25 protein-coding genes and 1 pseudogene are annotated in these 25,870 nt (G+C 67.0%); 12 read left to right on the forward strand and 14 right to left on the reverse strand.

The window, feature by feature from the left end; all coding sequences use genetic code 11:
* Positions 1-214: 214 nt before the first annotated feature.
* Entirely contained in the window at positions 215-1,153 is a 939-nt protein-coding gene (locus tag FHG66_RS13970; RefSeq protein WP_139077676.1) for an AEC family transporter, read from the forward strand.
* A 35-nt stretch (positions 1,154-1,188) separates the two neighbouring features.
* Here FHG66_RS13970 and FHG66_RS13975 read toward each other — a convergent pair whose 3' ends face one another.
* A complete protein-coding gene (locus FHG66_RS13975; protein ID WP_139077677.1) occupies positions 1,189-2,361 on the reverse strand; it encodes a hypothetical protein in 1,173 nt (390 codons plus the stop codon).
* 485 nt (positions 2,362-2,846) lie between these two features.
* Between FHG66_RS13975 and FHG66_RS13980 the strand changes: the two genes are divergently transcribed.
* The 6 genes and pseudogenes from FHG66_RS13980 to FHG66_RS14005 all read left to right on the forward strand — a co-directional run.
* Complete coding sequence (locus FHG66_RS13980; protein WP_139077678.1) at positions 2,847-3,101, forward strand: hypothetical protein; 255 nt, start codon at positions 2,847-2,849, stop codon at positions 3,099-3,101.
* Between the two features lie 51 nt (positions 3,102-3,152).
* Complete coding sequence (locus tag FHG66_RS13985; RefSeq protein WP_139077679.1) at positions 3,153-3,377, forward strand: hypothetical protein; 225 nt, start codon at positions 3,153-3,155, stop codon at positions 3,375-3,377.
* 129 nt (positions 3,378-3,506) lie between these two features.
* Entirely contained in the window at positions 3,507-4,544 is a 1,038-nt protein-coding gene (locus FHG66_RS13990) for an alpha/beta fold hydrolase (protein WP_139077680.1), read from the forward strand.
* Between the two features lie 202 nt (positions 4,545-4,746).
* Complete coding sequence (locus FHG66_RS13995) at positions 4,747-5,985, forward strand: lytic murein transglycosylase (protein ID WP_139077681.1); 1,239 nt, start codon at positions 4,747-4,749, stop codon at positions 5,983-5,985.
* Positions 5,986-6,130: 145 nt separating this feature from the next.
* Positions 6,131-7,780 carry an amidohydrolase gene (locus tag FHG66_RS14000; RefSeq protein ID WP_139077682.1) on the forward strand — a complete coding sequence of 550 codons (1,650 nt, stop codon included), beginning with the start codon at positions 6,131-6,133 and terminating at the stop codon, positions 7,778-7,780.
* A gap of 217 nt (positions 7,781-7,997) precedes the next feature.
* Positions 7,998-9,878: pseudogene (locus FHG66_RS14005) on the forward strand (DEAD/DEAH box helicase); the annotation flags it as partial.
* 179 nt (positions 9,879-10,057) lie between these two features.
* Here FHG66_RS14005 and FHG66_RS14010 read toward each other — a convergent pair.
* Both FHG66_RS14010 and FHG66_RS14015 read right to left on the reverse strand, forming a co-directional pair.
* Positions 10,058-10,381, reverse strand: a complete 324-nt coding sequence (locus FHG66_RS14010; RefSeq protein ID WP_139077684.1) for a hypothetical protein — start codon at positions 10,379-10,381, stop codon at positions 10,058-10,060.
* 359 nt (positions 10,382-10,740) lie between these two features.
* Positions 10,741-11,553 carry a cell wall hydrolase gene (locus FHG66_RS14015; protein WP_139077685.1) on the reverse strand — a complete coding sequence of 271 codons (813 nt, stop codon included), beginning with the start codon at positions 11,551-11,553 and terminating at the stop codon, positions 10,741-10,743.
* Between the two features lie 640 nt (positions 11,554-12,193).
* Here FHG66_RS14015 and FHG66_RS14020 point away from each other — a divergent pair.
* Together FHG66_RS14020 and FHG66_RS14025 are read left to right on the forward strand one after the other, a co-directional pair.
* Positions 12,194-12,526 carry a cupin domain-containing protein gene (locus FHG66_RS14020; RefSeq protein WP_139077686.1) on the forward strand — a complete coding sequence of 111 codons (333 nt, stop codon included), beginning with the start codon at positions 12,194-12,196 and terminating at the stop codon, positions 12,524-12,526.
* Between the two features lie 191 nt (positions 12,527-12,717).
* Positions 12,718-12,993 (forward strand): SDR family oxidoreductase, encoded by a 276-nt coding sequence (locus tag FHG66_RS14025; protein ID WP_139077687.1) that lies wholly within the window; start codon positions 12,718-12,720, stop codon positions 12,991-12,993.
* Between the two features lie 3 nt (positions 12,994-12,996).
* On the opposite strand, the gene FHG66_RS14030 is transcribed toward FHG66_RS14025, so the two are convergent.
* From FHG66_RS14030 to FHG66_RS14040, 3 genes are all read right to left on the reverse strand, one after another.
* Positions 12,997-13,620 carry a YcbK family protein gene (locus FHG66_RS14030; protein WP_139077688.1) on the reverse strand — a complete coding sequence of 208 codons (624 nt, stop codon included), beginning with the start codon at positions 13,618-13,620 and terminating at the stop codon, positions 12,997-12,999.
* 226 nt (positions 13,621-13,846) lie between these two features.
* Positions 13,847-14,986 carry a galactonate dehydratase gene (gene dgoD / locus FHG66_RS14035; RefSeq protein WP_139077689.1) on the reverse strand — a complete coding sequence of 380 codons (1,140 nt, stop codon included), beginning with the start codon at positions 14,984-14,986 and terminating at the stop codon, positions 13,847-13,849.
* An 18-nt stretch (positions 14,987-15,004) separates the two neighbouring features.
* Positions 15,005-15,568: a GXWXG domain-containing protein gene (locus FHG66_RS14040; protein WP_176556260.1), complete on the reverse strand. Its 564-nt coding sequence runs from the start codon at positions 15,566-15,568 to the stop codon at positions 15,005-15,007.
* 128 nt (positions 15,569-15,696) lie between these two features.
* Between FHG66_RS14040 and FHG66_RS14045 the strand changes: the two genes are divergently transcribed.
* On the forward strand, positions 15,697-15,999 hold the full coding sequence (locus FHG66_RS14045; RefSeq protein ID WP_139077691.1) for a DUF2934 domain-containing protein: 303 nt from the start codon (positions 15,697-15,699) through the stop codon (positions 15,997-15,999).
* A gap of 33 nt (positions 16,000-16,032) precedes the next feature.
* Here the strand turns inward: FHG66_RS14045 and FHG66_RS14050 are convergent, their stop codons facing one another.
* Together FHG66_RS14050 and FHG66_RS14055 are read right to left on the reverse strand one after the other, a co-directional pair.
* Positions 16,033-17,343 (reverse strand): MFS transporter, encoded by a 1,311-nt coding sequence (locus FHG66_RS14050; protein WP_139077692.1) that lies wholly within the window; start codon positions 17,341-17,343, stop codon positions 16,033-16,035.
* Positions 17,344-17,451: 108 nt separating this feature from the next.
* Entirely contained in the window at positions 17,452-18,480 is a 1,029-nt protein-coding gene (locus FHG66_RS14055) for a helix-turn-helix transcriptional regulator (RefSeq protein WP_139077693.1), read from the reverse strand.
* A 305-nt stretch (positions 18,481-18,785) separates the two neighbouring features.
* Between FHG66_RS14055 and FHG66_RS14060 the strand changes: the two genes are divergently transcribed.
* On the forward strand, positions 18,786-19,433 hold the full coding sequence (locus FHG66_RS14060) for a response regulator transcription factor (protein WP_176556261.1): 648 nt from the start codon (positions 18,786-18,788) through the stop codon (positions 19,431-19,433).
* Between the two features lie 100 nt (positions 19,434-19,533).
* Positions 19,534-20,529, forward strand: coding sequence for a serine hydrolase domain-containing protein (locus FHG66_RS14065; RefSeq protein WP_139077695.1), 996 nt, complete (start codon positions 19,534-19,536; stop codon positions 20,527-20,529).
* A 6-nt stretch (positions 20,530-20,535) separates the two neighbouring features.
* Here FHG66_RS14065 and FHG66_RS14070 read toward each other — a convergent pair whose 3' ends face one another.
* From FHG66_RS14070 to FHG66_RS14095, 6 genes are read right to left on the reverse strand one after another with little or no spacing between them, the layout of a single operon-like run.
* The gene (locus FHG66_RS14070; protein WP_139077696.1) at positions 20,536-21,651 is read right to left on the reverse strand and encodes an inositol-3-phosphate synthase; all 1,116 of its coding nucleotides are present in this window, start codon (positions 21,649-21,651) and stop codon (positions 20,536-20,538) included.
* A gap of 1 nt (position 21,652) precedes the next feature.
* Positions 21,653-22,579 carry a beta-xylosidase gene (locus tag FHG66_RS14075; RefSeq protein ID WP_139077697.1) on the reverse strand — a complete coding sequence of 309 codons (927 nt, stop codon included), beginning with the start codon at positions 22,577-22,579 and terminating at the stop codon, positions 21,653-21,655.
* The gene (locus tag FHG66_RS14080; protein WP_139077698.1) at positions 22,576-23,352 is read right to left on the reverse strand and encodes a TIGR04290 family methyltransferase; all 777 of its coding nucleotides are present in this window, start codon (positions 23,350-23,352) and stop codon (positions 22,576-22,578) included. Before FHG66_RS14080 ends, FHG66_RS14075 begins: the two co-directional genes overlap by 4 nt.
* Positions 23,349-24,020: a histidine phosphatase family protein gene (locus tag FHG66_RS14085; RefSeq protein ID WP_139077699.1), complete on the reverse strand. Its 672-nt coding sequence runs from the start codon at positions 24,018-24,020 to the stop codon at positions 23,349-23,351. Before FHG66_RS14085 ends, FHG66_RS14080 begins: the two co-directional genes overlap by 4 nt.
* A gap of 32 nt (positions 24,021-24,052) precedes the next feature.
* Positions 24,053-25,078 carry a glycosyltransferase gene (locus FHG66_RS14090; protein ID WP_139077700.1) on the reverse strand — a complete coding sequence of 342 codons (1,026 nt, stop codon included), beginning with the start codon at positions 25,076-25,078 and terminating at the stop codon, positions 24,053-24,055.
* Entirely contained in the window at positions 25,075-25,869 is a 795-nt protein-coding gene (locus tag FHG66_RS14095) for a PIG-L deacetylase family protein (protein WP_139077701.1), read from the reverse strand. Before FHG66_RS14095 ends, FHG66_RS14090 begins: the two co-directional genes overlap by 4 nt.
* Position 25,870 lies beyond the last annotated feature (1 nt).

Genomic DNA, 25,870 nt, shown 5'->3' on the forward strand with positions numbered 1-25,870 from the left:
GAGCGGCCAATCTTTTCCGTAATGCGAAAGGGCCTGCATTCCCGATAAGCCGTGCTGCTCGTCAACGGCCGGTCGCTTCGGGTTCGGCACTCTGCAAGTGGCCCGGGATGGTGACCGGCTATCCAAAGCGTGGTCTGTGCGACCGCGAACAGGATTGGATCATGCCGGTCCGACCCGTTAAGCCCGGCCCACCGTCCCAGATCGGCTGCCTTTCATGCTGTCCACCCTGTCCGTCGTCCTGCCCATCTTCGCGCTCATCCTGGCCGGATGGCTGGCCCGGCGGTTGGGCGCGCTTGGCGCCGCGGCCACGACGGAGCTGAGCCGCTTCGTGGTCTCCCTCGCGCTGCCGGCTCTGCTGTTCGACATCATGGCCCATGCGCGATGGGCGGATCTTTGGCAGCCTGGTTTCGTCGCGGCCTTTGGCCTTGGATCGGGGGTCGTCTTCGGCCTGACCCTGATGCTGCGATTGCGCCAGTCCCGCCCTTTGACCGACGCGGTTCTCGACGGCTTGAACGCCGGGTATGCGAACACCGGTTTCCTGGGCTTTCCGCTCGCGATGGTGGCGCTGGGCCGCGATGCCTTGGGACCGACGTTGATCGCCACGATCCTGACGGTCTGCGTCCTGTTCGCCGTGGCCATCGTGATGATCGAGATCAGCCTCCAGCCAGAGTCGCGCCCGGTTCGCCTCGTGGCCAAGGTGGGCCGATCCCTGCTGCGCAATCCTTTGCTGGTCGCCCCGGTCCTGGGAAGCCTTGTTCCCCTCGCGGGCCTAAGCCTGCCTGGGCCGGCCGAGAGCTTCCTGCGCCTCCTGGGCGGTGCGGCATCGCCTTGTGCCTTAGTGGCGCTAGGCCTGTTCCTTGCCGATGCGCAAAGCGCAGGCCTGAAGCGCGACACCAGGTCCACGGCTCTTCTTGTGGCCTTCAAGCTGCTGCTCCAGCCGGCCGTCACCTGGACCCTTGCGGTCGGCGTGTTCGGGTTGTCACCGGCGATGACCCAGACAGCGGTCCTTCTCGCGGCGCTGCCCACCGGAACCGGCCCCTTCATGCTGGCCGAACTCTATCGGAGGGATGCCACCACCACCTCGGGCGTCGTGCTGGCCTCGACCTTGGGCTCGGTTCTCACCATCACTGCGTATCTGGCCTGGATCGGGTGATCCGCAAAGGGGTCGGCTTGGGGCGGCAACGCCGATTATCCCCTTCTGCGAAACAAGTCATGGTCACCCTCGGCACGCGCCTTGGGCCCGGATGCATCAGTGTCGTCGACCGCGCTCGCGGGTCGGAATCGTTCCAGTCTCGCGAGAAGCGCATGCTCTGAGCGGTCCGTTACCCGCAGCCGCCACGCTGAAGGACCGTCGGGGAGGGCCCTGTAGTTCGGAGCATCCTGCCGCTCCACGAAGCCCACGCGAACCGGCTCTTCATCGTCGTACCACACTTCGACCGCGTTCGGATCGTACGGATTGTCATGGACGGGCTGCAGGCGCAGCAGGGTTCCGAGTCCGATCCGACCGGCCACCAGGGCGAATCCGCCATAAGGCAACCCCACGATGGCCGTAGCGGATCCCAAGGGGGCAGCGGTGTCCGATCCCTCGCTGCGGGGACCGGCTCGCAGCAGGTCGGGATGATCCAGGGGCTCGACCTCGCCCCAGGTTCGGGGCGTCAGGGATCGCGGAACCAACAGATGGTCGCGCGCCTCCAGCAGTGCCGCGGGCATGGCGGCCAGCCCGACGCCCTGAGTTACGTCGAGGTCGCGAATCCTTACCAGATCGCCCGCGAGGTCGTTGGCCCACAGAAGAACCGTCTGATCCACATAGGTCGGGAACGCCGCTTCGAAGATCAGGCGAAAGTCTTGGGGCTCCGGCGAAGCTCCCTGTCCTGCGTAGCTTTTCAGCGACCACAAACCGTTCCGGCTGACCGTCAGGCCCAAGGGGCCAGCTTGGCCCAGAGGCAGGAACGGGGGACGCTCAAAGGTGGGCTCGTCCCGGTAGAGCCCCAGATCCTCCTCGAAGGTAGCCAGTCCCACCACGGGATGTCCGAAGCCCTCGTCAGGGAGGGCGGCTCGCAGGAACGGCACCGACAGGACGGGGAGAGGGGACACCGGATTTCCCACCCCGAGCGTCCGCCGGTAGATCGCGAGCAGGCTGTCCGGCAGCGGAACGCCGCAATGCCCGAAGACCGCCTGGATCATGTCGGTTTCCGTCTCTCGGGCGGGGCGCAGGATGTCGTGGAGGCCCTCCCGCTCCCGATGAACCCGGAAGGCGACATGGGCTCGCAGCAGCCGTTCCAACGCTTCGGCGACGGCTCGGCGCGGTCGCGCGCGGGGGCCGGCCTTGGGGCCGCCGATGTCCAGTTCCGTGTGATCCATGAGCCTTGGGTCGCCTGTGTCGGCTCGTACTCGAGCCGGATCGGTCAACTGCAGGCTTTATCACGCGACGTCGCAGGGGTCAGCCACGTCCCGGGCCACCTCGCGCAGATGTTCAGGGCGGCCTGTTCGGGGCGCGGTCCTGAATGCCCAGCGTTGCAAGGAAGCAGGCTGCCATCCTGTCCGGCACGACGACCGCGCATGGTTATCCCCGACAGGCGCGCTCGGCTGCGGAGGGTCACGGGACCTTCAGAGTTGCTCCTCGGGTCCGCGTTCCCCGAAGCGTCGGTCGCTGTTCCTTGGGAGCCGGCATGCATTGAACACCCCTACGGCCCAGCGCATCCGGGCCATTTGGCTGGATGGCCAGCGGGACCGTGAGAGGCTGGTCACAGTGCGTCCCTGAGAAACAATTCACAGTTGCAAGTTGGATTGACTCAGTTAAATGCCGTCCCAAGGGTCGTGACGGGGATTGGGGACGCTACGGCTTGATGACGGCGCAACGGGATCGACTGCTGTACATGCTGATGTTGCGGCAGCTCGAGACCTCGTCTCGGGAACTGCGCGCGGCGTGCTCCCGGCTTGAGGAAAGTCTTGAAGCCGCCTCTGACCGGGCTCCCCAGACCGTGATCCTCGACTGGCTGCAAAGTGAACTGATGGCGTTGCATCACGCCGGCGATGACACGGACGTCGGGGCGCAGCTTCTCAATGCGGCCGTGTCGTTCTCCAACTCCATCAAGGACTAGGCCAGCAGGGCTTGACCTAACGTAAGATCAACTAGGATGGGATCCGAGTGGGTGGCAGCCTGCGATTCAGGTCACCTGAACCTTGCGGGCCGTGTTGTGAAAGAGTTGCTGTTTGGCGTGACGGCGTTCCTGATTGCAATAACCTCGGTCAATGCTCTTGGGGGATGGCTTTTGCCCTGGATGGGCATGGACGAGCCGCTGAGCGGGCTGATCGCCATTGCTGTTGCGCTCTTCCTCGTAATCCTTCTGTATGCCGCCTTCATGCGATCGGGCTGACGTCGGTCCGCGCCGGACTTTCGCTTGCTTGGGCCGCAGGCAGGAACCTCTGCCACCTTGGCGGGTTGTGCTGCAGTGCGGCATAAACGGACATCCCCGAGCCGCCTCCCCCCTGCTCAGAGGCCCGGCATGAACGCTCATTCCCATACGAAACCCGACACCAAGCATTCCTCCCGTCTTGCGGCTCTGTCGCGCGGTCTATCTGAGAACAAGACCGTGAAGGAGCTGGCCCGGCCGGCGGTTCTGGGCGCGCTTGGACTTGCCACCCTCGGGGCCCTGGCGGTGCTGAACCAGCGGAACGCGAAGGCGGCCGAACGCCGTTACCCGCCGATCGGCCAATTCCTCGAAGTCGATGGCGTACGCCTGCACTACATCGATCGCGGTACCGGCCCCGTGCTCGTGCTGCTGCACGGCAACGGCGGAATGATCCAGGACTTCCTTTCGAGCGGACTGGTGGACGAGGCCGCCCGGACGCACCGCGTCATCGTCTTTGACCGTCCCGGCTACGGCTACAGCACGCGGCCGCGTGGCACGTTGTGGACCCCGGACGCGCAGGCGGACCTCCTCGCCGCTGCCCTCCGACAGCTGGAGGTTGCCCAGGCCACTGTCCTTGGTCACTCCTGGGCCGCTGCTGTGGCGGTGGCAATGGCCGAGCGTCATCCCGACGTCGCGGGCAGTCTCGTGCTGGAAGGGGGCTATTTCTACCCGTCGGCCCGCCTGGATGTCGTGCCCATGTCGCTGCCGGCCATTCCCGTCGTAGGCGATGTGCTGCGCCATACCGTGTCGCCGCTGATCGCCCGCCTGGTTTGGCCGGTCATGATGCGCAAGATCTTCGGGCCGGCGCCCACGCCGGACAAGTTCAAGCAGTTCCCTCGCGACATGGCCCTGCGCCCGTCGCACCTCCGGGCCAGCGCCGAGGAAACCGGGCTCATGATCCCCTGCGCGGCTGTCGCTAAGGACCGCTATGCCCGCCTGAACATGCCGGTCGCCATCATTGCCGGCGAAGGGGACCGGATGGTCACCGTTCGCAACCAGTCGGCCCGCCTGCACCGGGAGATCCCGCAAAGCAGCTTCGCCTGCCTGCCGGGCACGGGGCACATGGTGCACCAGACGGCGACCGCCGAGGTTCTGAGCGCGGTGGAACGGGTGACGGCCGAGGCCGCCTGATCCCGCTGACGCGATTGCAAGCGCCCGGGCTCGGCCGATCCGTGTCCAGGGGTTTCAGGGCGGACCGTGACGATCGGTCTTGAGAGTGGGATGTGTTCCGTGGCCTGATCCAAGGTCTGTGGTCACGGACAGATCCCGCGAAACCTGCGATGGGGCCCGAGGCCGCTGGACCGACGATGACCTGCCAGCCCGGAGCCGCCCCTTGACCCTTCGCGTCGCCCTTGTCCTGTCCTTGTCCCTTTTGACCGGTCCCGCCCTCGGTCAGGACCGCGTCGACGTCGAGCAGCAGTTTCGAGCCTGGCTTGAGCAGACGGTCTGGCCCCGCGCGCGGGCCGAAGGGGTGACGCGGGCAACCTTCGACACTGCGCTCGGGGGCGTCGCGCTGGACTGGGATCTCCCCGACCTTTTTCCGCCCGGAACGTCGGGTCAGACCCCGCAGCGGCAGCACCAGGCCGAGTTCAATTCGCCCGCCGACTATTTCAGCCGCGGCGCGGTCGAGGGCGCGGCAGCGGTCGGGCGGCAGATGGCGTCGCGGCACGCGGCGACGCTTGATGCCGTGGAACAGGCCACAGGCGTTCCCGGCCGTATCATCCTGGCCATCTGGGGCCGCGAGAGCGGCTACGGCCGCGTGCCCATTCCGAACGACGCCTTCGAGGTGCTGGGAACCAGGGGCTTCATGGGAGCCCGCCCCGACTACTTCACCGACGAGCTCATCGCGGCACTTCGGATCGTCGAAGGAGGGAGCGTCGCGGCGGGCGACATGAGAAGCAGCTGGGCCGGCGCTCTGGGGCAGCCGCAGTTCATGCCGTCGAGCGTGCTCGACTTTGCAGCGGATGGCGACGGCGATGGGCAGGCCGACATCTGGAACTCGGACGCCGACACCATCGCATCCATCGGCAACTACCTCTCGCGGCACGGCTGGGTAAAGGGACGTGACTGGGGGTTCGAGGTCACGGTTCCCTCCTCGGTGTCCTGCTCTTTGGAGGGGCCCGACCAAGGCCGTCCGATCGCCGAATGGGAAGGAATGGGCATCCGCCGGATTGGCGGACGGGCGTTCCCAGAACACGAGCAGCAGGCCGAGGGGTTTCTGCTGATGCCCGCGGGTCGGCATGGACCGGCCTTTCTGGTGACGCCGAACTTCTATGTTCTGAAGGACTACAACACGAGCGACCTTTATGCCCTTTTCGTGGGCCATGTGGGTGACCGCATCCAGTACGGCTCGGGCGACTTTGCGGCATCCTGGGACGATGTCGGCGGACTTGTCCGATCCGACGTTGCGGCGATGCAGCGCGCTCTTGAAACGCTCGGGCATGACGTCGGCGGGGCCGATGGGCTGCCGGGCTTCAAGACCCGCCGGTCGATCGGTCGTTGGCAGGAAGCGTCGGGCCGTTCCCCAACCTGCTTTCCCGAACTCGACCTCGTGCAGGATCTTGTGCGCTGATCCTTGGACTCGGCCAATGACGGTAGCACCCGGGTGGTGGCAGCCCGGTTCCTAAGTGTCGCTTGCCCGCTCGACGACGGACAGGTTGCGCGGTCGGCCAACGCCTGATCTGTCTGGTGCAGCCCTTTCCGACCCCCGAGGTTCCATGACCGCCGACGTGATCATCACCAGCGCCCGAGTGCTCACCATGGATGAGGTCGCGCCCCGGGCCGAGGCCGTGGCCGTCGCAGAGGGCCGCATCATCCATGTGGGACGGTCCGCCGAGGTGGAGGCCCTGCACGGTCCCCTGACCGAGGTCATCGACGCCCGTGGGGCCACGCTTCTGCCCGGTTTTTTCGAGAACCATTGCCATGTCTTTCAGGGTGGGGCCGAGCTTGGGCACCTTCAGCTGACCGGCGTCATGGGAACCGACGCGGTCACGGCTGCCGTTCGCGCCTTTGCCGCTGCGCGGCCCAGGGAAGGGATGCTGGTCGCCCAAGGCACGGATTATGCGGTGTTCGGACGACCAACGACGCGCGCGGATCTGGATCGCATCCTGCCCGACCGCCCATTCGCCATGGTCTCGGGCGACCACCATACCGTCTGGGCCAACACCGCCGCCCTGACGGCCGCCGGGCTGCTCGGGGGTGCCGCGACGCCGCCAGGGTCCGAGGTCGTGATGGGATCGGACGGCCTCGCCACCGGTGAGTTGCGCGAGCGGCCGGCCTTCGATCCGGTCATGGCGATGGCGGGCATCGTGCGGGCGGGCCTGGGACTCGCGACCGGGGGCGAACCCGACCCGGCACCCACGCCCGAGGAGCGCGCCGCCGACCGTGCGATGCTGTCGGCAGGTCTTGAACATCTGGCTGCGCACGGCATCACCAGCGCGGTGAACATGGACGGCAACCTTTACACACTCCAACTGCTGCGGGAGCTTGAGGATGCGGGCCGCCTGCCGGTCCGGGTCAAGGTGGCCTTCCATTTCAAGCCCTGGATGAAGCTTGGCCTGCTCGACAAGGCCGACGCTATGGCGCGGGACTGGCAGGGCGACTGGCTGACATCGGGCTTCGTCAAGATGTTTATGGACGGGGTGATCGACAGCGGAACGGCCGTGGTGACCGAGGATTACCCCGGTCGGCCTGGCTGGCGTGGCGAGCCGCTGTTCGACCCCGCACGTTTTGCCAAGATCGCTACCGAGGCGGATCGCCGGGGCCTGCAGATCGCGGTTCATGCCATCGGCGACGGCGCGGTCCGTGTCGTGCTGGACGGCTACGAGGCCGCTCGTGCCGCGAACGGCCCGCGCGACAGCCGCCACCGCATCGAGCACATCGAGTTGATCCATCCCGACGACGTGCCCCGGTTGCGGGCCTTGGGCGTTGTGGCGTCGGTCCAGCCACCGCATCCGCCGGGAGCGATGGACCTGCCGCTCGAGCCTTCGGTCAGTCAGATCCCGCGCCATCGCTGGACGGACGCCTATCGCTGGCGGACGCTCGACGCGCCCTTGGTCTTTGCCTCGGACTGGCCGGTCTCGGATGTGGCCGTCCTGCGCGGCATCCGGGCCGCCCTATGCCGGACGCCCTGGACCGATGACTTGCTCGACGAGCGGATCGGCTTGATGGACACGCTGGCTGCCTACACGAGTCGGGGCGCCTGGGCCGCCCACGTGGAGGATCGGACCGGACGGCTGCGCGCGGGCCTGCTGGCGGATATGGTGCTGCTGTCCGGCGACATTGAGGCCACCCCCGCCAACGAGGTGGACAGCCTTTCGGTGGCGCTGACGATTTGCGGTGGCCGGATCACCCACCGGGCTGTCTGATTGTGGCAGATCCCGGCGTTTCTGGCAGGGCTGTGGCCGCAATTTTGGCCGGTGTGCGCATTTACGGCGTCTTCGGCTTTGACTTCCCTGGGCTTAGCGGTTAGGGGCGGCGTTCGGCTCCAGGACTCCGGGGCGGCGGGCGCAGGGAGGCCTAGCCGCGAAAGGGAAAAGGTCGCCGCTCATCGGGTGCAGGCCACCCCCTTTCCTGGCGAAGACCATGACCGATCTCAAGATTGCTGCGCCGCTCGCTGCGGCGCTTTCTGCCAAAGGCTATGACAGCCTCACCCCCGTGCAGGAGGCCGTCCTCGCCTCCGACGCCTCGGGCCGCGACATGCTCGTCTCCGCGCAGACCGGATCGGGCAAGACGGTGGCCTTCGGGCTTGCCATCGCGCCCGAGATCCTGGCCGACGACGAGCGGCTGAAGCCCGTAAGCACGCCCTTGGCCCTGGCCATCGCCCCCACGCGGGAACTGGCGCTTCAGGTCGCCCGCGAGCTGGGCTGGCTTTACGGCGAAGCGGGCGGGCAGGTCGCAACCTGCGTCGGTGGCATGGACTACCGCACCGAACGCCGCGCGCTGGAGCGTGGTCCGCACATCGTCGTGGGCACGCCGGGCCGCCTGCGCGACCATATCGAGCGGGGCAGCCTCGACCTGTCGGGGCTGAAGGCCGCCGTGCTGGACGAAGCGGACGAGATGCTCGACCTGGGCTTCCGCGAAGATCTGGAATTCATCCTGCAGGCTGCTCCGGCCGAGCGGCGCACGCTCATGTTCTCGGCCACCGTGCCCCGCGCCATCGAGGACCTGGCGCGCACCTTCCAGACCGATGCGCTGCGCATCCAGACGGGCGGCGAAGCGAGGCAGCACGTCGATATCGAGTATCGTGCGCTGAGCGTGACGCCGCGCGACCGCGAGCATGCGATTTTCAACATGCTGCGCTTCTACGAGGCGCGCACGGCCATCGTCTTCTGCAAGACCCGCGTGAACGTGAACCATCTTCTGGCACGGATGACCAACCGGGGATTTCAGGTCGTGGCGCTGTCCGGAGAGTTGAGCCAGCAGGAGCGTACCCACGCGCTGCAGGCGCTGCGGGACGGCCGGGCGCGGGTGTGCATCGCGACGGACGTGGCGGCACGCGGGATCGACTTGCCGGGCCTTGATCTTGTCATTCATGCGGACCTCCCGACGAACTCCGAAACGCTGCTGCACCGCTCTGGTCGCACCGGCCGCGCAGGGGCCAAGGGGGTGTCGGCGCTGATCGTGACCCCAGCCGAATACAAGAAGGCCCAGCGGCTCCTGCAGGGGGCAAAAGTGGTGGCCGACTGGGGCCGGGCGCCTTCGGCCGACGAGGTGCGCGAAAAAGACGACGTCCGTCTGCTGGAGCATCCCGCCCTGGCCGCGGAGCCTGACGAGGACACGGGCCTTGCCCCCGCTCTGCTCGAACGCTTCGGCCCCGAGCGGGTCGCAGCGGCCTTCATCCGCCTTTGGCGCGAGGGGCGCTCCGCACCCGAGGAACTGACGGACGCTGCCACCCCGGCCTCCACGGCGCCCCGCGATCGGGGTGCGTTCGGCGATGCGGTCTGGTTCTCCCTGTCCGCTGGCCACGAACAGCGGGCCGAGGCGCGTTGGCTCTTGCCCAAGATCTGCGGGGCCGTAGATATCACCAAGGACTCGGTCGGGGCGATCCGCATCCAGGGGGACCAGAGCTTCGTCCAGATCTCCAAGGCCGTTGCCCATCTGTTCGGCACGAGTTTCGAGATCGGGCCTGATCTGGTGATGCGTCGCCTGGAAGGCGAGCCCGTGCTGGAGCGTTCGAGCCGCCCCCCTCGCATGACCGATCGCCGCCCGTCGCGCGATGGCCAGAGCGAGGGGCGCCCCTCGCAGCCCCCGCGGTCCGAATTCATGGGCGGCGAATCCGGATCCGAGCCGCGTGAAACCGCCCCTCACGACGGGTCCACCCGGCCCGCCAGCTCCAAGCCCCAGGAAGCAGGGCGCAAGACCCCTGCGGCCCGAACTCAAGCGGCTCCCAGAGTTGACCGGGAGGGTGCTGTGACCAGCAAGTCCTATGGTGGGCGACGTTCCGCGCCGTCGAAGAAGCCGAGGGGCTGACCGCCCTTTCGGCCCCCGCGCGGGCGCGGGCGGCCCCCTGGGGATGCTGGACAATGCCCTCCCCTGTCAGTCTGCAGAGGGCGTTTGATCATAGGAAGCCAAGCACCAGGACCCGTAGTCCCGGTGCCTCGACGTCAAAGGCGCCGGGCAGGAGCCGCTCGGCGCTCCTGAACCTACTGTGCGTTCTGGATCGTGTAGCTGGCCATCTCGCAGACATCGACCTGATCGGTCAGCTCTTGTCCGTCCTCGAACACGAACTTCACGTCGAAGGCGCAGGTCGAACTGGCGTCGAACAGGGTCACTGTGCCGCTTTCACCCGAGGCGAGCACGTTGTCGCCCAGGAAATCCTCGCTCCACTCTGGGTCCGACACCGGAGACGTATAGAAATAGACCAGCGTGAGGTCGCTGTTGTTGATCAAGTCGTAGGACACGTCAGCCGCCTTGGCAGGCAGTGCGGCGGCAGCCAGCACGGCGATCAGTGAAAGGCGATGCATCATGGTCGGGGCCTCCTGGGCTATGGGTCGCGGCCGGCGAAGTGTCGCCCTGCCTTGCTGCGCCCATTCGCGGGTGAACCACGGAGCTTTCGTGTCTTTGTTGGGGAGTTCTCGTGATTCCCCAAAGAAATATCCGTAAACCCAAGGGATCGAAGGATGAGGGATCCACGAAACGCCTTCAGCGCGGTCGAGGGTCAGGGGCAATGCTGCAAAAGCTGGGTGGCGCAGGATGCCCCCGAATACCCTCTTGGATCAGGACTGGATCGTCGCAAGGTGGCCGAATCGAACAGCCGGGTGCCGTCCCATTCAGGCCTCAAAGCCGGGCGGGGTGCCCAACCCACGAGCTAAACCACGCGCTCCCGTCAGCCGTGGGAGGTCGCGTCCGTATAGAAGATGTGATCGTCGATCCGGATGATCCGCATCATGTCCTCATCCCACGAGGGATCGACGGCTGGGGTATGGTAGTGGTCGGCTCCCCCGACGACCGGACTGGGCCCCCGTTCGATCGCCTCGCGCGCCATTTCCACAGCGACCGCCCAAGCCTCGGGTTCGTCGATCGGAGGAAAGCGGGCCTCGCTGGTCAGGAAAGAGAACTGGATGGGTTGGACGACGGCACAGGGACTGTCACCCCAGCGGGCGGGGCTTCCGGTCCGGTTGAGGATCACAGAGGCCACAGCCAGTTGGCCGTCCAAGGGCTGGTCGCGAGCCTCGTGGTAGATCGCGACCGCCATGCACAGAAGATCGTCCGCCCCGGACAAGCTCGTCGGCGGGTCCGGCACCAGAAGGTCGGCTGGCCGTGCCTGAGGGCGGAACAAAGGCTCGGCCGGCCGGGCCTTGGGACCAAAGGACGGATCCGCCGCGAGAACCACGAGCGGGTCGAGGGTGACGAACGGTCGGGCGCGCGGCCGGGACACTCCACCGTGAGCTGCATTGTCCGGTCCGGCCTTCGGCTGCAGCGCCGGCATGCGGTAGGGCGCTTCTTCGTGCAGAGCCCACTGGGCGAGGCTGTCCGCCCGGACCGGGACGATGCTGCGATCCCGGTCTGCCACACCCCCGTCGGCGGAGTGCTGCGGCTGGTCCATCGCAAGATCATAAACCGGCAGATCCGGCCCGGCACCCATCGGGTCCATCATGGCCAAGCCGATCACGGCCAAGTATGCAGTAGCACGGATCATGTCGGAGCCCCGATTCTGATTGGACCAGCGCCCTTGGGCGCAGGCCGAGAGGCTTTCTCGGCCGAGATCCAGCCGAGCCTGTTGCCGTGACGCCTGCCATGCCGACCGGCGTGATGTTAAGGTATTGCGTTCCCTGGCTCGGCCCAGGCTCGGGTCGCGTTCTGGGCAGAATCGTGCTCAGGAACTGTGCTCATCGATCAAAGGAGATGCTGCTGCGACGAGCAACGGGCGCATGAGGCGCGGCTGAGGGTTGTCCATCCTACAGGCATCGACAGACTATCGGCGAGAGGGGAGTTCCCAGCCGCTCCGGATCGGACTCCGCCGTCTCCGGCTCCTGGCTTGTTCGGACTGTCAGACGATCCTTCTGATCGAGAGCGGGCGTGCGGCTCTGGGAAGGTCTGAGAAGGACCCGGAGGCCCAGCGCATGGCAGGTCCAAACGCGCTCCGTCGTCCCAATCGCAAGGATTTCGCCTTGGGGCAGGGAGGGGGCGTCAAGAAAGCATCAGTCGGGTGCCTGAAACGTTGCAGCGGGCCCGGCTCGAAGGACCTTGTCCTTGATCACCACCGAAACCAGGCAGGATGCTCCAACGGCGACGGCTGCATGCGCCGAGTCGCGCCGTGCCCAGGGAGGAGGGGCGGCGTGACGCCGGAACTTGAGGTTGTCCAGATCGGCCGAGGCGAAGCCTTCACCGCCTGGAACCAAGGCTACCCTTGCAGGGCCGCCCGCTGGCACTTCCACCCGGAATCCGGGATCCACTACGTGGTCGCCACGACGGGACGCGGCTACCTCGGGGAGTTCGGGCCGGGCAATCTCGTGATGACCGGGCCGAAGCTGCCGAACACCTGGATCAGCCACGTCAGTCCAGCCATGCCGGTTCCCTTGCGCAGCCGTGTCATCCAACTGGCCGACACGTTCCTCGCCGGACCGCCGAACTTCCCGAGCTCGGGGTGTTCAGCCCCGTCCTCGACCTGAGCTGCCGTGGCGCGCTGTTCGGAGCAGGGACTGCCACCATCGTGATGCCCACGGGGGGAGCTGATGGGCGGGGCGGCGTACGCCGGGTCAAACTGTTCGCAAGCATTCCCGAGGCTCTGAGCCTCGATCTCAAGTTCTGCCCCCTTGCGAGCGCGGGACGGGCGACGTCATCACGACAAGGCCGGTAGCCCATGGGGGAGCCGATCTACACCGACTCCAAGTTCGCGGTGCGGACCATTGTCCAGACGGTTCGCCGGCGGGTGTCAAAGCACGGACAGCGCGTCGGCGCGGTGCTGTCCGGTCCCGTGCTGACGGCGCTCCTCGACCACTGGCCCAAGGCCAAGATGGAGGAGGCGCTCGCAAGGCACCCTGAGGAGGTGGCCCACGCAGTCCTGTTCATGCCGAAGCGGCCCCTAAGCATTGTGATCCGGAATCTCGTCATCCTGCCGAACAGCGTGGGCCTGTAAGCCTCAGGCGGTCCAAGTGCGGCTGGGGCCCGAATCCACATGGGTGAAGTTCGACCCATAGTAACGACCGACGCCGCCGATCTGCAGCCACTCGGCGTAGTCGGCGATCTGCTCGACCGTGGTACCCTCCAGCCGGATGTCGGCGGCGCGCCGGCGGGTGTGGTAGCTGTTCGATGCGGCTCCCGCCCCCTTGCTGCGCAGCATATTGTTGGTGCGCTTGGTCCGGAACCCCGACAGCAGGGTGATCTGGCCGGAATGGCCTTCCTCTCGGGCCGCGTTCGAGATGGCGGCCAACGCCCAGAACAGGCGCGGGTCGATCTCGGGATCCTTGTTCTCGCGCCAGTCGCGAAAGATCCAGTTCAGCCGGCGCAAGGCCCGGCGATCGTAGTCGCCATCATCGGCGAAGCGCAGCGCCACCCGATCTCCGGTGTTGGAGTTGGTGATGTCGAGATAGGGATCGATGGTGGAAACCATGCCGTCCAAGCGGCTGCCCGGTCGCCATGGGGAGGGCAGGGGTTCGTATCCGCCGCCGCAACCGGACAGAAGCGGCAAGGCGAGCCCGGCGCCCAAGGCGCCCAGGAGGTCACGCCGACCGAGGCGGCTCGTGGCCGCGATAGTGGGAATCATTCTTGTTATCTCCGAGGAGTCTGCTCGTTTGCCCCCAGGCCATCCTTAACCGGGCGAAGGGCAGACGAGAATGTCCTCGTCAAGATCGGGCTGCGCATCCGGCCAAAGCTGTTGCGCCTCCCCCACGAAGAGGGGTCATTTGCGGCAGGGCTGCCACAGCCGATCGACCCGGCCGGTCACATCCCGTCCGGTGCCGACCAGCACGGCCCTTGCGCTCCGATTCGCGTCACCACTCGGCAAAGCTGCCGTCGCGGGCGCGCCAGACCGGATTGCGCCAGCGGTGCGGCGTGGCATGAGCCTCTCGGACCGCAGCCTCGTCGATTTCGACCCCAAGACCCGGTCCGGTCGGAATGGGAAGGAACCCGTCCACTGGCGTCAGCACCTGAGGGTTGGTGACAAAGGTCAGCAAGTCGTGGCCGACATTGTAATGGATGCCTAGGCTCATCTCCTGGAGCGCCACGTTCGGCGCACATCCGGCAAGCTGGAGGCAGGCGGCCAGCGACAAAGGCCCCAAGGGGCAATGCGGCGCGACCGCGACGTCGTAGGCTTCGGCCATCGCGGCGATCCGGCGGCATTCGCTCAGGCCGCCCGCATGCGACAGGTCGGGCTGGATGATGTCGACCGCGCCCCGCTCCAGGAATGGTTTGAAGTCCCAGCGCGAGTAGAGCCTTTCGCCCAGCGCGATGGGGGTCGAGACCAGTCTGGCGATCTGCTCCAGCCCCTCGGGGTTCTCGGACAGAAGCGGCTCCTCGATGAACAGCAGGCCCAGCGGTTCGAGCAGCTTCGCGAGTTGCTTGGCCATGGGGCGGTGCACGCGACCATGGAAGTCGAGCCCGACATCCACGCCCTCGGCCTGGGCCGCCTGTACCCGCTCCACCACCTCGGCCAAGAGCTTGGGTGTGCCCAGGAAGTCCAGTTCGGCGGTCGCGTTCATCTTCACGGCCCCGAACCCCTGCTCGCGGCGGGCACGGGCGGCAGCGGCGATCTCGTGCGGGCGGTCGCCGCCGATCCAGGCATAGGCGCGGATGCGGTCCCGGACGAGGCCACCCAGCATGTCCCAGGCCGGCAGGCCACAGGCCCGGCCCTTGAGGTCCCACAAGGCTTGGTCCAGCCCGGACAGCGCCGACATGAGGACCGGCCCGCCGCGATAGAAGCCGCCCCGGTAGGCGACCTGCCAGATATCCTCGATCCGCCGCGGGTCATGGCCGATGAAACGATCCCTGAGCGCCTCGAAGGCGCCGTCCACCGCCTCGGCATAGCCCTCGAGGCTGGCCTCGCCCCAGCCGAAGTGGCCGTCATCGGCCTCGATGCGGACGAACAGCCAGCGCGGCGGCACGTAGAAGGTCTCGATGCGCGTGATCTTCACTGGGATGTTTCCTTTGCTTCAGCCGTTCCACGGTGGCCCGACTCGGGCGAGATGGAAGAAGAACGGGTTTGCCATGCCGTTCCGCTCCATGAGTCCGACCAGACGATCCGGGCCGGCCAGGCGAAGGTGATCGGTGATCGGCTGCTCATGGTAGATCAGCGCGGTGCCCTGTCGCCCGCGAAAGTCGCGCAGGCCAAGCGTTGCGCCGTGCCTCCTTGCCCGGAGAACGGGCTCAAGCGCGGCAAAGGCCAGACGGACCGGCAGGCTGCGGGCGAACCCGGGCCGGTGAAGGGCGACGGCCGTGGGCATCAAAGCCGGGTTCAGGGCGACGATCCGCCCCGAGGAACGACGGAAGAGGAGGGGATGGACGCGATCGGAGTCCTCGATGGACTTGCCATACCAGCCCAAACCCTCGAGCAGGCTGTCGAAGGGGTGTCCGGTCGGCAGCGTCCGGCCCTGCCACAGGCCGATCAGGTGGCCCGGCCCGATGCCGGGCAGTCCGTCGAAGCGAGCCAAAGCCGCGTCCGTCCCAAGCGGCTCAGCCAGCCAGTCCGTTAGCCACGAAGGCTCCGTGTCCGTCATCGATGCTCCGATTTCATGGGCATGCGCTCGGCGCTCGGGGCCAGGTCTTGGACGAGTCTCCGGGTTCATGGAACGCCTGGATCGCTTCGCGGTTCATCTGATGAGATCAGGGAAGAGGAGGCGAGGCGATGGCCGATGATCGCGAGCAACGCATCCGGGAGCGTGCCCACGCCATCTGGGAGCAGGAAGGCCGCCCGCATGGGCGCGACGAGGACCACTGGCGGCAGGCCAGCCAGGAAGTCGGCAGCGACATGTTCGACCAGCCGGGCGTGACCGAGAACCAGGAAAGGGCGGGGTCGCTTGACGGCGGACTCCTTCCGGCGGGCGGTCTGGTCGCAGCGGGCGGTCCGGCGGGACTGGGTCTTGCGGGGCTTGGCATGACGGGTGCCCCGGCCGACGGCGACGGGGAGCAGACCGAAAGGTCGGACTAGCGCCCCGAACTTGGACCTCTTGGCAGAGGGCGGTCAGGCGAGCGGCTGCTGCCGTGTTTCCTGATCGATCAAGGACGCGGCCACTGCACCAAGTAGCAGGAAGGCGGCAAAAAGGCCGACGGCGGCCGCAAAGCTTTGCGCCACCAGCAGGGCCAGGGCGGACGGCGCCAGCAGGCCCCCCAATCGGGCCATCGCGCTGGCCGCCCCCATCCCCGTCGCCCGGCTCTCGGTCGGATAGAGTTCGGGCGTGAACGCATAGAGCGATCCCCAGGTGCCCAGCAGGGCGAAGCTCATCACCAGGATGGACGCGCCCAAAGTATAGGAATCGCGCGCCACCACGAAGAGCAGGCACGCGGCCGCACTGAGGAGCAGGAAACCGATCAACGTCGGCTTGCGGCCCCAGGCCTCGACGCCATAGGCCGCGAGCGCATAGCCCGGCACCTGGGCCAAGGCCACGACGACAAGGAAGCCGTATCCGCGCACGAAGCCAAAGCCTTCGCCGGCCAGGCGGGCCGGCATCCAGGTGAACACCCCGTAATACGAGATCGAGACCAGGAACCAGACCAGCAGCATCAGCAGGCTTCGCCGTCGCAGCGCGGGCGAGAACAGCCCCGTCGCAGCCGGAGGCGGAGGAGCGGCGACCGTGGCTCCGGCCTCTAGGAGTGCCTTCCCGTTCGTGCGAAGGACGCGGTCCAGGACCGCCTTGGCCTCAGCCGCCCGGCCAGTCCGAACGAGGAACATGGGTGACTCTGGCACCCAGAAGCGCAGCCAGACGCCGATCAGGGCGGGCAGGGCGGTGACGGCGAAGATGATGCGCCAAGCGTCCTCGACCCCCGCCACGCTCGCGATCCAGGCCGCGACGGCCACGGCAATAGTGCCGATCGCCCAGAACCCCTCGAGCATGACGAGCCATCGGCCCCTGTTGGCGGGGGGCAGGAACTCGGCCATCAGCGCATAGTCCACGGGCAGGGTGCCGCCCACCGCAACGCCCGTCAGGAACCGGAGCAGCAGCAGGGCGCCAAAGGACGGGGCGAACACGGACAGGAGACCGAACACGGCATCGCAGGCCACCGTGACCAGCAGCACCCGCCTGCGTCCGTAACGGTCGGCCAGACGCCCGAAGCCGCTGGCCCCGATGAGCATGCCCAGGAAGAACAGGGTTCCGGTCTGCAAGGCCTCGGGCACCGTGAGCCCAAAGGTCTGTGCGACCGAAGCGGCGGTAAAGCCCACCGCGAGCACCTGCATGGCATCGGCGGCCCATACGAAGCCGAAGATGCCCAGGAGGCGACGTTGGAACGGGCCGGGGCCGGCCTGCGTAAGGATGTCTTCGACCAGCACTGTCATGCCGGAGCCAGATAGTCCCTTGCCCCTGAAAGTCCCGCCGCGCGGGCGGTCGACACTGCGAACCTGTGCCGGCCGCCTTGCCCTCGGGATCAGGGATCACCGGTCTGCTCAGGACGCGAGGCCGAGACCCGCCTGCCAGGTGAGCATTTGCGCGGCCTCGGCCCTGCAGCCGACGTTCAGCTTGGACAGAACGCGCTTTGCGTAGGTGTTGAACGTCTGCTCCTTGATGCCGGCGATGAAGGCGGCCTCTCTGTTGGGCAGGCCAAGCTGCATGAGCGATGCGACCCGCGCCTCGGCCGGCGTAAGGCCCATGATCTGCGCAAGCTTCTCGATCCGCTTGGGATCGGGTCGCTGCGGGATCACCAGAACCGCGAGAGACGCACCATCGCCGCCGTCGAAACGGGTCAGCGAGAGGGGCAGGCGTCCCGGGCCGTCGGGATCATCGATCAGCAGAATGACTTCGGACGCGCCGCTGTGTCCGGCCACGCATTCCGATACCGCCTGGCGCAACGCACGGGTGTCGGACGGCGTGGCTGCGGACAGGCCATCGGACACGCTGCGCAGGAGACGACGCTCGGCCAGGAGATCGGCCCCAACGCGGTTGGTTTGCAGGATGTGCGCATGCTCATCAAGCACCATGACAGCCGCGCCGAACCGATGCGAGATCGTCCAAAGCAGCGCATCCGCCGCGGCCCTGCGGCTTCCGGTGAACTCCCGCAGGCAGCTTTCGCGCAGCATCGACCAGATGGCGCGCAACACGCCTTCGCAAAGGCTCTCCCCCTGGTCGCCATCGCACAGCAAGGCGACCTGATCGACGACACCCGACGCGAACCGGATCTCATAGGCGGACCAGGCATCCGCGTCGTGACCGGCCCGTTCGATCCAGCCCTTGTCTTCGGCTGGCATGGGTCGCACGCTCTCCACCGGGCCGGGGTTCACCTCGACCCGCTCCGCCCGTCGCAGGGCCGAGGACCACCGGCGCGGGTCGGGCTGGCCCCGGCTGCCCAGGCACAAGCAGGCCTGGCGGCTGTCCAGCCTTACCAGGGCCTCGCGGCCCAGCGAGGTCAGGCTTTGCTTCAGGATGCGCGAGAAATGAAAAAGCTCCGTGTCGAACACGGACAGCGTAACCGAACTCATCAAAGAACCCCCGGTCGTAACGCACTGTTACGTAATGATCACGGTAGCATAAGGAAGTCCGTGGGACGGGGCGCAGTCGTACTAATACCGAGGGAGTAGCGCCCAAGACGGGCGATCCTGTCGCTCCTCAGCGTTACAAGCGGTTCGCATCAGAGGGCAAGAGCGACGGACTGGCGAAAAGGGCAGGTTCTTACCTACTCCTCAGGATGCCCAGTCCGTGGTAGGGTTCGATTAACTTCTAAGCCTCTGACGAAAAGTTATGTCAGCCGTTTCTACTGTGTTGTTAGAAGAAAATGGTGCACGGAATGGGAGTCGTTGTCGTAAGTGGTATTCGTCTTTATCGGGAAATGCTGGCCAAGTTTCTTTCATCCGCGTCCATCGATGTCCGGGCCTGCTGCGAGAGCCTGGACGAATTGCCTGGACCGGATGTAACCGACGTGATCCTGCTCCACGACGGGGAAGTCTTCGGACAGATCCTCCAGGACATCCGGACGGTGCGGGCCCGGTCTCCACAGGCTCCGATCATCCTCGTCGTCCCGGCGGATCGGTACGAGGAGCTGCGGGCCGTTCTTTGGCGGGACGTCAGCGCGATCATCTCCGACGACAGCGCCGCCGACACTCTGGTGGGTGCGGTGCGTGTCGTGCAGGCTGGCTTCGCCGTCATGACGCCCCAGCATCGCACGCCGAGCGAGATCATCTTTCCCCCTGGCGCGGCGATCAGCGGGCGGCAACGGGGCGGCGCACGCTCGCGTCCCCTCAACCTTTCGCCCCAGGAAAGCCGCATCCTGTCAAGGCTGGTGGCTGGAGGGTCCAACAAGGACATCGCGAACGAGCTGGGCATTTGCGAGACGACCGTGAAGGTGCATCTGAGAGCCTGCTACGAAAAGATCGGGGCCAAGAACCGCACCCAGGCCGCCATGTGGGCCGCAGCGCATCTGGACCAGCCCTCCTAAACGCCAAGCCCCTTCCCGGACACGCGATCCTCACCGTCGGTTGACTGGACGGCCGCGGCCGGACGATCATCTTGGACCCTGTCCCTTGACAGGAGTATCCATGGCCCGTCCGACCCGCCGCACCGTGCTCGCGAGCCTGGCCGCTTCGTTCGCCACGCCGGCCCTGGCGCAGTCCGATTCATGGACCAGCGCCGCCGAGGCCGCGCGGGCTTTGCCGCAATTGCACTCGATCCTTGTGGCCCGGAACGGCGAGACGGTGCTGGCCGAGGCGATCCGGGGGCCGGGATTGGAGCAGCTGACCAACGTCAAATCGGTTTCCAAGTCCATCGTGGCCTTGCTTCTGGGAGCTGCCATCGACCGCGGTGTGATCCCCTCGGTGCAGACCACCCTGGCCGAAGCCGCCCCGGGGCTTGTCCCCGATGGCGCCGACCCGCGTGTGGCCAACCTGACCATGGAAAACCTCGTGACCCTGCGGGCGGGGCTGGAGCGGACCTCGGGGCCGAACTACGGCGAATGGGTCTCGTCGTCGAACTGGGTGGCCGATGCGCTGTCTCGTCCCTTCGTGGCCGAGCCTGGCGGGCGGATGCTGTACTCCACGGGCAGCTTCCACATCCTTGGGGCAGCTCTGGCCGAGGCGTCCGGCGAAAGCCTCTTGACGCTGGCCCGCGCTTGGCTCGGCGAGCCGCTGGGCATCGAGGTCGCACCCTGGACGCGCGACCCTCAGGGCTACTACCTCGGCGGCAACGAGATGGCGCTGAGCCCCCGTGCCATGCTGCGGATCGGAGAGATGCTGCGACAGGGCGGCACTTGGGACGGGCAGCAGGTCCTGTCGCCCGAGTGGGTCGAGGCGAGCCTCACCCCGGTGACCCGTTCACCGTTCTCGGGCCTCGACTACGGCTATGGCTGGTTCCTGGGCGATGCTCCACGCGGCCGGGTCGCCATCGCGCGGGGCTACGGCGGCCAGATCATCGCCGCCGCGCCCGAGGTCGGGATCACGGCCGTCATCACCTCGGACCCGACGCAGCCCGCGCGGAGCGAGGGCTACTTCGGGGATCTGATGAACCTCCTCGACCGAGAGATCCTGGCGAGGGCCTGACCGGGGTCAGACCTCGCGAATGAAGTCCTCGACCGCCTGATAGGCGTCGTCGTCGTTCATCTGCCGTGGCGGGTGCTTGCAGAAGAAGGCGGCGGGCGCCTCGATAGGACCGGAAAGGCCGCGGTCGCGCGCGACCTTGGCGCAACGGATCATGTCGATGGCCACGCCGGCGGAGTTCGGAGAGTCCTCGACCGACAAGCGGACCTCCATGTTCATGGGGACGCCGCCGAACATGGTGCCTTCGAGCCGGATGAAGGCGACTTTGTTGTCGTTCTGCCAGGGAACATAGTCCGAGGGACCGACATGGATGTTCTCCCAGTCGAGGCGTTGGGCGGCCACGGCCTGCACGGCCTCGGTCTTGGAGATCTTCTTGGAGGCGAGGCGGTCACGCTCGCGCATGTTGAGGAAGTCGGTGTTGCCGCCGGTGTTGAGCTGGTAGGTCCGCTCCAGCCGCACGCCACGCTTGGCGAAGAGGTCGGTCAAAACACGGTGGACGATTGTGGCGCCGACCTGCGCCTTGATGTCATCGCCGATGATCGGGACGCCCGCGTCGGCGAAGCGCTTGGCCCAGGCGGGGTCGCTGGCAATGAAGACGGGAATGTTGTTGACGAAGGCCACGCCCGCTTCCAGCGCGCATTCGGCGTAGAACTCGGTCGCCTTCTGGCTGCCCACGGGCAGGTAGTTCATCAGGACATGGGCACCGGTCTCGCGCAGCGCCTGCACGACCTCCTCCTTGGAGGGCTCGGGCAGGTCGGACCGGAGGAAGGTCCGGTGCTCCGGCTGCTCGGCCATATGGGGCGCGAAGCCGTCGAGGATCTTGCCCATCCGGACCTTGGCGCCGGTCTCGGGCACGTCGGCGCAGAAGATCAGGGTGCAGTTGGGACGCTCGAAGATCGCGCGTGACACGTCCTGCCCGATCTTGCGACGGTCGATGTCCCAGGCCGCCACCACGCGGATATCGCCGGGACGGTAGCCGCCCAGGTCCCAATGCATCAGGCCCGTATGCTCGTTGCGGTCATTGTCGCGGTACATGGCGATCCCCTGCACGAGCGAACTCGCGCAGTTGCCGACGCCCACGATGGCGATGTTGATCCCCTCGCGGGTCAGGTGTCCGTCAGGCATCTCAACCCCTCCCTGCGGAATGCAGCTTGACCGGCGTCGCCGGCGCGTAACGTTCGACCATGGCGGCGCAGAAGTCGGCGAACTGCTGCGGATCGCGCGGGGGACTCGTGTGGTGGGGCTCCACACCCAGATGTTCGGGCGTGAAGCAGAAGGTCGCCATCACGTCGAAGTCCTGCAGCGCCTCCATCTGGCGGTCGAACCAGTCGAGAGCGTTGGGCCGGAAGCTGTCGGCCCAGGACAGGCCCGTCCGCAGGTGCCGCACGCCCAACCGCTTGAGCCAGGCCACGGCGTTGGGCAGGCGTGGGTCCTCGTAGTGGAACCACTGCATGATCCCCATCCGGTCGGCATAGGGCGCATAGGCCTCAAGGCTCGGCTTTGGGGTCCCGTCCTCGCGGATGAGGCCCATGTAGAAATGGCGGTAGTAGCTCGACCCCTCGGCCTCCTTGTGGCGCGTCGTGGCCTCCCACTCGCGTGGCAAGTCGAAGAGGGAGTACCAGTAGGCACGGGGCACGCGGCCGACGAGCAGTTCGGCGGTCTTCTGGACGCCGAAGACCTGAACCTCCTCGGCGCCGAAGGAGCCCACGCCGACCTCGCTTACCCAGACGGGGTGGTCGGGGGCCACGGCCTCGATCTCGGCGACCTTGGCGGGCCATTCGCCGATCTGCCACAGATTCCAGTCGAGCGGGAAGCCATGGACCGCTACCACGTCCACATTGTCGAGAACGCCCATCCCTTTTAGCCGCAGGATGTAATTCGGGTCGATGGGAGAGATCCCGCCCAGCACCCGCGTCACGTCGGGGTTCACATCCGCAACGGCTTGGCCTGCGAGGTTGATCATGGTCGCGAACTGCGACCAGTCCGGGTCGATGGCCGGGTCCCAGTGGGACTTGTTGTTGGGCTCGTTCCAGAACATCACGGATTCGATCATCGCGGCCCCCTCGCCGGATAGGCCGCGCCCGCGCCCCATTGCGAATAGGGCACCTCCGCGCGGCGGCAGATATAGACGTCCTCGGAGGCGCGGGTCTCGATGCTGAAGCCCGCCGCCCTCAGCATGGCCTCGACCCCGGCGCGGTTCGGGGCCCACCAGTTGGTCCAGTCGTCGGCATAAAGGTGCTCGATGAAGTACATGGCGGGATAACCGGTCGCCTCGAACATGGCCTCCTCGGAAAATGGGGCCTCCTTCGGCACTTCCATGACCTCCTCGGGCCCGCGCAGGAGCGATTGGAAGATCATCATGTCACCCGCGACATGCTCCCGGATCAGGTCGAGCGCGAGGAGGGGGTGCCGCAGATGGTAAAGCACGCCCATGAAGATGACGACGTCGAAGCGTTCGCCCAGCGCGCCCACGTCATAGACCTCGAGCTGCCGGAACTCGATGTCCATGCCCTCCACCTCGGCGGCAAGGCGGGCCTGCCGAAGGTAGTGCTCGTCATGGTCGATCCCGAGCACGCGCGACGCCCCGCGGCGCTTCATTTCCAAGGCGTAGAACCCGGCGTTGCAGCCGATGTCGAGCACGGACTTGCCGCTCAGGTCCTCCGGGATCGCATGGGCGAAGCGTTCGAACTTGGTCCGGGGAAAGTCGCCCAGGAAGTGACCCGGCGCCGTCTCGATGCCGCCGAGACGCAGGTTGTGAAACCAAGGGCCCAGGGCCTCGATGCGGCGGGCAAGATCGTCGTCGCCAGGGTCAGGCACGTCCTTCATGCAGTCATTCCAGTGGTTTCATTGAGGGAAAGCACCCGCGCGCCCCAGGGCCCAGCCTCCAGGCGGCTGACGGAGGCCGGGCCGATCTCGAAGCGCAGGATGTTGTCAAAGGACAGGCCCAGCACCCGGGCCACAAGGGCGCGGATCATGTCGCAATGGGTGACCAGAGCGATCCGCCCGCCGGTGCCCGACGCAGCAAGGGCGTCCACATGCCGGGCGATGCGGCCGGCGGCCTCGTCCATGCTCTCGCCGCTGGGGATGCGGACCAGGGCGCGGCGGGTGTTCCAGTCGTCCCAAAGGGGCTGGCCATTCAGGGCGGCGAACTCCGCCCCGGTCCAGTCGCCGAAGTCGATCTCGTCCAGCGCATCCACTACCGTGACGGATGCGCCGCTGGCCCGGGCCACGGCCTCGGCGGTCGCGCGGGCACGCTCGCGCGGGCTGGTCTGGATCTCGGTCAGCGCTTCGGGGGCAAGGCGGCGTCCCAGGACGGCAGCCTGCCGCTCGCCCTCGGGGGTCAGGGGAACGCCCGGGGCCCGGCCGGTAAGCCTACGCCCGAAATCCGCATGGGTGGCATGGCGGAGCAGGTACAGTTGGACGTTGATCGCGGTGCCCCCGGACGCTTCTACATTCGTTGGGGTACAAACGCTCGCGAGGCCGTGAGGTTCCATGGCTCGTTCCGGTGCGGCGGGAATGTGCCGGATCAGCCCGCCAGTTCGGCGTAGCGTTCGAGGTAGCGGGCCACCATGCGCTGAGCCGAGAAGCGTGCCCGTGCCGTTGCCCGGCAGACCTCGGGATCGATCCGATCGATGCGGCGCATGGCATCCGCGAGGCCGTTCACGCTCTCCACCAGGAACCCGGTGCGTCCATCCTCCACGATCTCGGTCAGAGCGCCACTGGGATAGGCGATGACCGGGGTTCCTGCGGCCATGGCCTCCATGGCAACTAGGGATGACGTTTCGCGCGCCTTGCTGGGGATCAGCACGCAGCGGGCCGCAGCTAGAAGCTGCTGCTTGCAGCGCCCTTCGACAGCGCCGATCCAGCGGCGGCGCCAGCCCAGATGCGGCTCGACTGCCTCGTGGAAGTGCCGCTGATGGTCGGGGTAGGGGAACACGGTACCGGCGATCAACAGCGGCACATGGGCCATCTCGGCCGAAGCCAGCGCGTCATCGAAACCCTTCTCGGGGCAGATGCGGCCCAGGGCAAACGCGAAGCTCCGCCTGCGGACCTTCAGGTCGGGGATCTCCACGCCATTCTCGATGGGAGCCTCGATCCGTGCGCCTGTCGGAGCCGTCGCCGCCTGCGCCGCCGAGACCGGATGGAGATGGGTGCGCGACCGGGCCGAGCACAGGGCATCGGGCGGATACCAGTCGAGCGGCAGGTGGAGAGTCACCAGCACCGGCGGGCCGCTGGGCGGCAGGTAGCGGTGGAAATCGATCCCGTGCAGGTGAATCACATCCAGCCGGTCGCGCGTCATCGCCTCGGCGATCCGGTCGCGGACGGCAGCGCGCACATGCTCCGCCTCGGTGTCGGAGATCGGGCCCGCAATCGCCGGAACGGACCGCAACTCGCCTGCCACGCGGGACCCCTCGGGCGCGATCACGATGGAGCGGTGACCGGCCGCTACCAGGGCCCGGTCGAGCCGGGACAGCACCTGCTCGGCTCCGCCCACTGGATCGGCAGTCACGGGGGCGAGCGGATAGGACACGCTCAGGACCGTCAGGGTCACGGCGACGCCTGATCCAGCAGTGTGTCCGCATGGCGCCTCCACTCGGTCAGGGTCATGTTCCAGCCCCAACCGTCGTACAAGGCCGACCCCGGGGGGGCCGGCGCGCGGAAATCATAGGCTGGTGCGGGCCGCAGCCATTCCTCCCAGTGCGGAACCTGGTTCAGGAAGCCCATCTGACTTTCGAAGCAGGCGAGGCTGCGCCTGCGTCGGTCCTGGTCCTCGGGCGACAGAGGGATCTTTACCTCGGGGGCGTTCGGATCGGTCCAAAAGGACCCAAAGACAGTCCGGCCGTCGCGCAAGTGGTAGCTCGGGAACTCAAGATGCCGCGGGGCCGGACGGCCCTGCGCTTCGAGGTGCCGGCAGGCCAAGGCCACGCAAAGCGCTGCCGTGTCGTGGTCGGGATGACCGTGCTCGTAGGAATGGGTCACCACGACCTCGGCATCCCAAAGATAGCGGACCAACTGCTCCACGATGGCCGCGCCATGCAGGATGGCCTCCTTGTCGGGATGCCAGCAGCAGCGCAGCTCGGGCGTCGCGTCCAGGACCGCCATGGCGGCCCGCAGCTCTTGCCGGCGCAGCTCGGCATACTCTTCCACGGTCTCCGCCCCGACACGGCGCGCATCCTGCATGTCGCGGGGCGATCCATCGGTCAGGTGAACGATGCAAAGGTCGTCCATCCTGTTCATGCGACTGGCGAGCGCTAGCGTCTCGTCGTCCGGGTGGGCCACCACCAGAACCACGCGCTCGGGCAGCCGCTCCCCTCGAACCAGCCGTTCAAGGATCCCGTCCATG

The organism is Rubellimicrobium rubrum (assembly GCF_006152115.1).
Taxonomy (GTDB): Bacteria; Pseudomonadota; Alphaproteobacteria; order Rhodobacterales; family Rhodobacteraceae; genus Rubellimicrobium; species Rubellimicrobium rubrum.

Coding starts and splice junctions, on each gene's coding strand:
- FHG66_RS14095 (WP_139077701.1), bottom strand. CDS start 25,869: ATGGACGGGATCCTTGAACGGCTGGTTCGAGGGGAGCGGCTGCCCGAG.
- FHG66_RS14070 (WP_139077696.1), bottom strand. CDS start 21,651: ATGCCTGACGGACACCTGACCCGCGAGGGGATCAACATCGCCATCGTG.
- FHG66_RS14065 (WP_139077695.1), top strand. CDS start 19,534: ATGGCCCGTCCGACCCGCCGCACCGTGCTCGCGAGCCTGGCCGCTTCG.
- FHG66_RS14045 (WP_139077691.1), top strand. CDS start 15,697: ATGGCCGATGATCGCGAGCAACGCATCCGGGAGCGTGCCCACGCCATC.
- FHG66_RS13975 (WP_139077677.1), bottom strand. CDS start 2,361: ATGGATCACACGGAACTGGACATCGGCGGCCCCAAGGCCGGCCCCCGC.
- FHG66_RS14040 (WP_176556260.1), bottom strand. CDS start 15,568: ATGACGGACACGGAGCCTTCGTGGCTAACGGACTGGCTGGCTGAGCCG.
- FHG66_RS13980 (WP_139077678.1), top strand. CDS start 2,847: ATGACGGCGCAACGGGATCGACTGCTGTACATGCTGATGTTGCGGCAG.
- FHG66_RS13990 (WP_139077680.1), top strand. CDS start 3,507: ATGAACGCTCATTCCCATACGAAACCCGACACCAAGCATTCCTCCCGT.
- FHG66_RS14025 (WP_139077687.1), top strand. CDS start 12,718: ATGGGGGAGCCGATCTACACCGACTCCAAGTTCGCGGTGCGGACCATT.
- FHG66_RS14075 (WP_139077697.1), bottom strand. CDS start 22,579: ATGATCGAATCCGTGATGTTCTGGAACGAGCCCAACAACAAGTCCCAC.
- FHG66_RS14055 (WP_139077693.1), bottom strand. CDS start 18,480: ATGAGTTCGGTTACGCTGTCCGTGTTCGACACGGAGCTTTTTCATTTC.
- FHG66_RS14015 (WP_139077685.1), bottom strand. CDS start 11,553: ATGATCCGTGCTACTGCATACTTGGCCGTGATCGGCTTGGCCATGATG.
- FHG66_RS14085 (WP_139077699.1), bottom strand. CDS start 24,020: ATGGAACCTCACGGCCTCGCGAGCGTTTGTACCCCAACGAATGTAGAA.
- FHG66_RS13970 (WP_139077676.1), top strand. CDS start 215: ATGCTGTCCACCCTGTCCGTCGTCCTGCCCATCTTCGCGCTCATCCTG.
- FHG66_RS14050 (WP_139077692.1), bottom strand. CDS start 17,343: ATGACAGTGCTGGTCGAAGACATCCTTACGCAGGCCGGCCCCGGCCCG.
- FHG66_RS14080 (WP_139077698.1), bottom strand. CDS start 23,352: ATGAAGGACGTGCCTGACCCTGGCGACGACGATCTTGCCCGCCGCATC.
- FHG66_RS14030 (WP_139077688.1), bottom strand. CDS start 13,620: ATGATTCCCACTATCGCGGCCACGAGCCGCCTCGGTCGGCGTGACCTC.
- FHG66_RS14060 (WP_176556261.1), top strand. CDS start 18,786: ATGGGAGTCGTTGTCGTAAGTGGTATTCGTCTTTATCGGGAAATGCTG.
- FHG66_RS14000 (WP_139077682.1), top strand. CDS start 6,131: ATGACCGCCGACGTGATCATCACCAGCGCCCGAGTGCTCACCATGGAT.
- FHG66_RS14010 (WP_139077684.1), bottom strand. CDS start 10,381: ATGATGCATCGCCTTTCACTGATCGCCGTGCTGGCTGCCGCCGCACTG.